Source organism: Frankia sp. CeRuru1, from assembly GCF_977966315.1.
This window is the reverse complement of the sequence record NZ_CDWWEW010000331.1, coordinates 1-5775: the sequence shown is the minus strand read 5'-3', so window position 1 is coordinate 5775 and position 5775 is coordinate 1. Positions and strand designations below refer to the sequence as shown.

Below are 5775 nucleotides of genomic sequence, written 5' to 3'. Positions count from 1 at the left end.
CGACACCCACGACAGATCAACCACAGGCCCATTCCGACCATGGGCTCTCCCCGAACTCCTCCTCCCCCGGGTGCCCCGCGATCGCCGGGCGCCCCACAATCGAAGGTGTAATCGAAGGTGCAGCTGACGGCCGGCCCCCTCTACGCGCTCTACACCCGTCGCCTGCGTCGGCAGGTCATGGCGGGTCCACTGCCTGCGCACGTCGGGCTGGTCATGGACGGCAACCGCCGCTGGGCCCGCGAGATGGGCATGGCGAATCCGAGCCTCGGCCACAAGTACGGCGCCGAGCACGCCGAGGACGTCCTGTCCTGGTGCGAGCTTGTCGGGATCAAACACGTCACCGTGTTCGTCTGCTCGACGGAGAACCTGCAGCAGCGCGGGGACGCCGAGGTCGCCTTCCTCATGCAGGTGATCGAGCAGGTGGTGGCCGACCGGCTCGGGCGGCCGGACGCCCGCTGGCAGGTCCATCTCGCGGGCATGCTGGACACGCTGCCGGACAGCACGGCCCGTGTCCTCAAGGATGCCGTGGAGACGACCCGCGGCGTCACGACCGGCGCCCACGTCACCCTCGCCGTCGGGTACGGAGGTCGCCAGGAGGTCATCGAGGCCCTGCGCGAACTGCTGTACGAGCGGGCCGAGGCGGGGGACTCGCTGGCCGACGTCGCGTCGACGCTGACCGTGGACGACATCGCCCAGCACCTCTACACCGCCGGCCAGCCCGACCCCGATCTGGTGATCCGCACCAGCGGGGAACAGCGGCTGTCCAACTTCCTGCTCTGGCAGAGCGCCTACTCGGAGCTGTATTTCTGCGAGGCGTACTGGCCGGCGTTCCGTGAGATCGACTTCCTGCGCGCCCTGCGCAGCTTCGCCGCCAGGGAGCGACGCCACGGTGCCTGATCCGCGCCTGGCCCGCCCTTGAACCGCCCTTGAACCACTCCTGAGCCGCCCTTGGACGGCGGGCTGCGTGCGCCTGGTTTTTCCGCTTCCCGCTGCCCGATCATTTCTTCCTTTATCTGGCTATTTCCCCCTTCCCGCCTTTTTCCTTTCCTTCTTTCCTCCTTTGAGCGGGGCTGGCATCCCCCCGGACAGGAAGATCGTTCAGACGGTCAACGCCGGTCATGGGCCACCTATGGGCTTCAGGGATGTGTAGAGCGCCCACCGCACCGTCGTCGTCCGACGGCTGGCCACCCGCCCGGTCGGCCGCATCCTGCCCGCGGAAACGCCCAGTTGGTGCCATTACCGCAAGTAAGTGCTTATTGCGCCATCAGCGAACTACCGTCGAGTCTCCGTCGCGCTGGTGCAAGCCTGTCGCCTGTCGGGACCTGATGTCAGACATAAACGGAGCATCAATGGCATCCGCCACCAGCGTCCACAAGGGTTGGAAGATCTTCTTCACCAGAGAGGAGACCGAGATGGTCGCTAACGGCGTCGACATAGCCGCGATAGTTTCGGCCGTCATACCCGAGCCGGCCACCGCCACGGTGGCGTCGGTGGCCCCGCGAATCCTCGCTTTTTACGCGAATCGCGCTCTCAAAATCAACAAGAGGCTCGGCCTCGAGGTCAACATGCCCAGCCCCAATTTCCCCGTCCGCACCGAAACCATCGGGCCCCCGGTGTGGCCTTTCCGAATCTAGCCATGATCAAAAATGGCGGCCGGAACGTCGTCAACACCGTTGATTATCTTGTCTGCACTCCCCGGAGGCACCGAGATACCTGACCGCAGCTGACGATGAACAGCGCCGACGACGAACAGCCCCGACGACGAACGCTGAAGCCGATGAGCCGGGAGGTCCCTCCGTCCCACCCACGAGTGCCGCCCGCCGACGTCCGATTTCGCTGGCCGGTTGACCGGCCATCGCCGGCGATGGGACCGGCGATGGCCGGGGACCATGGATCGTCCTGGTCCGTCAGCTCGCTGTTACTGCTGCACCTGTTGCCGGAACCAGCGGACGACCGCGGCCGTACCGGCCTTGTTGGAGTCGAGATGACCGACGTTGGGTCCCAGGTTGATGATCGGGGCGTCGGCGCCCCTTGCCAGGAACGCGGCCCGGCAGTGCTCGCTGTTGGCCCGCGGAACCTGATGGTCGGCGCCGCCGACGTAGAGCCGGACCGGCACCCTCGGGTTCCAGTTCGAACAGGTCTTGTCCGCCGCCCACAGCGCCACGGCCAGCCGGCCCTGGGGGTTGCGGAGCAGGTCGAAGCCGTGTGGGGTGAGCAGCTTGTCGGTGGTCGCCGGCAGGCCGGCGAGGATCTGCTCCCCGGTGTGCTTGCCGTCGAAGAGCGTCGCGACCTTCGGGTCCTGGAACACCTCCGCCGGCGAGCGGTACAGGTGGTGCAGGCGGTTCCAGGAGACGAGGAAGAAGGCGGTGTAGCCGACGCCGAAGGGCCATGCGACCTGCCCGTTCAGCCACGCCGGCAGCTCCACGGAGCGCAGGTCATAGGCTCCGCTGACGGGCGCGAGGGCACCGAGCCGGAACGACGGGTCGGCGCCGGCCCGCAGCGCCTTCCCCAGTCCCGTCGCCGCCGAAGCGCCCTGGGAGAACCCGGTGACCAGCACATCCCGTTTGAACTTCCGGCCTTCACGCTCGGCGACAGTGCGCGCCGCGCGGAGCAGGTCCAGCGACGCGCTGGTCTCCGAGGGGACGTCCAACCACGGATGGTCACCCGGCCCGACGCCGTAGCCCAGGTAGTCGGGGGCGACCGCCGCGAACCCGGCGGCGGCGTAGGTGAGGGCCGGGGCCTGCCCCCAGGAGTTGGCCTCCAGATCGGTCGCGGTCGACGGGGCGTCCGTGCGGTTGATCTCGGTGCCGTGGGCGTAGGAGACAACCCGTAGCCAGCGGTCCTCGGTGCGCGGCAGCGCCACCAGGCCGCTGGCGGTCGTCCGACGTCCACGGGGGTCGATCGTGTAGTACACGACCCGGTAGGTCCGCACCCCCGACCGGATCACCTCCGGATCGGCGTCGAACCCGGTACCGGCCAGGACCGCCCGCACATACTCCGCCGACAGGACCCGTAGCCGTTTGACGGAGACCACATCCCCGCGGTAAGAGGATGTGTGACGCCAAGCCGTGGTTGGCCCGGTGGCCGCGGCGGGGTCGATGAGGGCGGTGGTCGTCGCGGTGGCCGTCACCGCGGTCGTCGCGGCGAGGACGAGCCCCATGACGGTCCGGCGCCGCCGGGAACGCCGTCCCCTCCTCACGATGTCCTGCCGCCCGTGACGTACCAGCCGCACGTGACGTCTCTGCGGCGCGTGGCCTCCTTCCTGGACATGACCCGTTTCCTGCTCGTGACCCATTTCCCGCATGTGACCTCCTTCCCGCACGTGACCAATTTCCCGCATATGACGCCCCAGTGGCACATGACTTCTTTCCTGCACGTGGCCTCTTTCCTGCATGTGACTTCCTTCCCGCGTGTGCATTGCGATGCCGGTGACGCTAGAAGTGGGCCTGTCGCCACGCCGGTGATCCTAAAAGTGGGCCTGTCCAGGATGAATGCGGTCAGCAGGTCGACCCGGGCGGGGAAAACCACCGCACACGGGCTTCGAACGGCCTACCGGCTTCCGCCGGTGATGATGGCAACCGTGCCGGGGAGATCGAACAGCCGCTCAGGTGTCTTCATCGCGCCCTCTGCCCGCCCGTCGGGTGACCGCCACCTGCTGGCTGCCATCACGCCCTGCCCGGAGGGCCAATGTAGGTGGCCTGGTCAGATATCCATCGCTTGATGGGCAGCACCGTCGGCACCGGGAGCACGCTCCCGACACCGACAGTCGTAGTGTGATCACACCAAAAAGACGGATGCGCCGGCGAAGGTGATTTCCGGCACGGGCCGCCGGCCCTGAACGCGTGCGTCGCCCGCGAAGGACCGGTTATAGGCAGTCGATCCCCGGAAAGGGTCGCCGCGGCGACACCCGCCCCCCACCGCCGAGGGATGCCGGGAGAAAGCGCTCCGGTGGCTGTTACCATGCTCCATATGGGCTTCGGGAAAATCACGGCGTCTATGCCCCTTGGGGGAAATCCACGGTGCCGGCGATGAGATCGGTCACGATTGCCCCCGATCCGACCTCCGCCGGCTCCCCCGGGATGTGGGACACCGCCCCGAAAACCGCGGAGCAGACCCAGCAGAACGAGTTGATCGGGCCGGACGCCCGGCTGGCGACCTGGGTGTTTGAACGCGCTGCGCGGCCTGTTGGCCGTACTTTTCATCGCGACGGTCATGTGCTTCTACTCCCTTGCCCCGGTGGCCCCGGTGGCCCCGGTGGCCCCGGTGGGCCCGGACGGCGCGGCCGAATACCTCGCGGCAAGCCTGCGGTTCGGCGTCTTCTACACCTCGATCGCCGTCTTCGCGGCATTCTTCTTCGATCGCCGCCACCTCGAACACGTCTTCTGGCGGATGTCACTGGGCTGCGTGTGGATCGCCCTGGCCGGCTATGCCGTCGCCGCCGTCCTACCGGCGCCGGTGTGGGTAGACCCCGGCTCCGGCGGCACGCCCCGGCTGCGCGGGCTGCTGGCCGAGCCCTCGTCCTGGGCCCCAGTCATCTCCGTGCTGATCCTGCTGGCGGTCCGGCGCAGGTCGTGGCGAAACCTGGCACTCGTCGTCCTCGCCGGTCTGCTGACCACATCACCCACGGTCCTGCTCACCGCCTCTATCAGCCTGGCCTTCTGTTATCTCAACGGGGTTCGAGCGGTGGCTGCCCGGGGCCGCCGGACGATCGTCCTCGCCGCCGGCCGGCTACCTGGCCAGCAACAACGGCCTGACGGTCGCGTTCGGCCGGCTCGTCGCCGGACTCGGCGCGCTGGGCGATGACACGGCACCCGCCACCGCCAACGGCCGTTACACGAGCGCGCGGATCGTCATGGCCGAGGCCCGGCAGAACGGTCATCCGAACATCGGCTACGGCCCGAACTCGAACTCCGTCTATCTCGCCAAGAAATACGGTGACGGCCGGAACTACGCGGCCAACTCCCTCTACCTGGCCTGGCTGTTCGATGTCGGTCGGATCGGCGCGTGCACTCTTCTGGCAGCGGTCTTCCTGATCCTGCTGCGGCTGGCCGGACGGCCGGCATCGGCCGCCCTCTTCATACCCTTCCTGGTCGCTTCCCTCATCAACTCCGCACAGGGTTTCGAACTTTTCAAGTTCACCTTCGTCTCCATCCTGCTCTACCTGTTCGGCTGGGAGCGCCGTATCCTCCCGGCAACCGCCGTCAAGAACCCGGTCTCGCACGACGCAGACCAGCAGACCAGCCGCCGGGACACACCCTGCGCCGGGGTTTCGAGTGGGCGCACGAGGTCGACGTGGGTGCCGTCGGCGATACCAAGCTCGTCGAGGTCGTCCGGGTGGACGAACACGACGCGCCGGCCGCGGCGCACCCCGCGGTACCGGTCGTCCATGCCGTAGATCGTCGTGTTGTACTGGTCGTGGGGACGGACGGCCTGCAGCAGCAGGTGTCCCGGCGGGACCCGCAGCACCTCGCAGGTGTTGACCGTCAGCGCCTGGAACAACGCCGGGTCCCCGTTCACCCGGATCTGCAGGAACTGATCCGCCAGGGTCGTGCCCCGCCCGAGCAGGCTGGAGCGATCCCGATCGTCGCCGACAGCGCCGCCCCCCGACGACTCGTGACACATGTTCGAACAGTCCGGCAGGTTGTTCGTCCCCACCATCCGCGCGAACGGCTGCCAGACGAACGCCGCCTCGTTACTCGTCCGACCCGACGTGTAGAACACCGCCTCATCCGGACTGTCCAGCGCGTTCAGCTCCCCCGCGATGATCCCGAATGC

6 protein-coding genes are annotated in these 5775 nt (G+C 67.8%); 4 read left to right on the top strand and 2 right to left on the bottom strand.

The window, feature by feature from the left end; all coding sequences use genetic code 11:
• Positions 1 to 123: 123 nt before the first annotated feature.
• The gene (gene uppS / locus AC08OP_RS19480) at positions 124 to 897 is read left to right on the top strand and encodes a polyprenyl diphosphate synthase (RefSeq protein WP_476592757.1); all 774 of its coding nucleotides are present in this window, start codon (positions 124 to 126) and stop codon (positions 895 to 897) included.
• A 452-nt stretch (positions 898 to 1349) separates the two neighbouring features.
• Positions 1350 to 1634, top strand: coding sequence for a hypothetical protein (locus AC08OP_RS19475; protein ID WP_023841456.1), 285 nt, complete (start codon positions 1350 to 1352; stop codon positions 1632 to 1634).
• Between the two features lie 284 nt (positions 1635 to 1918).
• Here the strand turns inward: AC08OP_RS19475 and AC08OP_RS19470 are convergent, their stop codons facing one another.
• Positions 1919 to 3199 (bottom strand): lipase, encoded by a 1281-nt coding sequence (locus AC08OP_RS19470; protein ID WP_476615497.1) that lies wholly within the window; start codon positions 3197 to 3199, stop codon positions 1919 to 1921.
• Between the two features lie 15 nt (positions 3200 to 3214).
• On the opposite strand from AC08OP_RS19470, the gene AC08OP_RS19465 reads away from it, so the two are divergent.
• Both AC08OP_RS19465 and AC08OP_RS19460 read left to right on the top strand, forming a co-directional pair.
• Positions 3215 to 3721, top strand: coding sequence for a hypothetical protein (locus tag AC08OP_RS19465; protein WP_476615496.1), 507 nt, complete (start codon positions 3215 to 3217; stop codon positions 3719 to 3721).
• 443 nt (positions 3722 to 4164) lie between these two features.
• Positions 4165 to 4803, top strand: a complete 639-nt coding sequence (locus AC08OP_RS19460) for a hypothetical protein (protein WP_476615495.1) — start codon at positions 4165 to 4167, stop codon at positions 4801 to 4803.
• 354 nt (positions 4804 to 5157) lie between these two features.
• Here the strand turns inward: AC08OP_RS19460 and AC08OP_RS19455 are convergent.
• A partial coding sequence (locus AC08OP_RS19455; protein ID WP_476615494.1) for a molybdopterin dinucleotide binding domain-containing protein occupies positions 5158 to 5775 on the bottom strand: 618 nt, incomplete at its 5' end.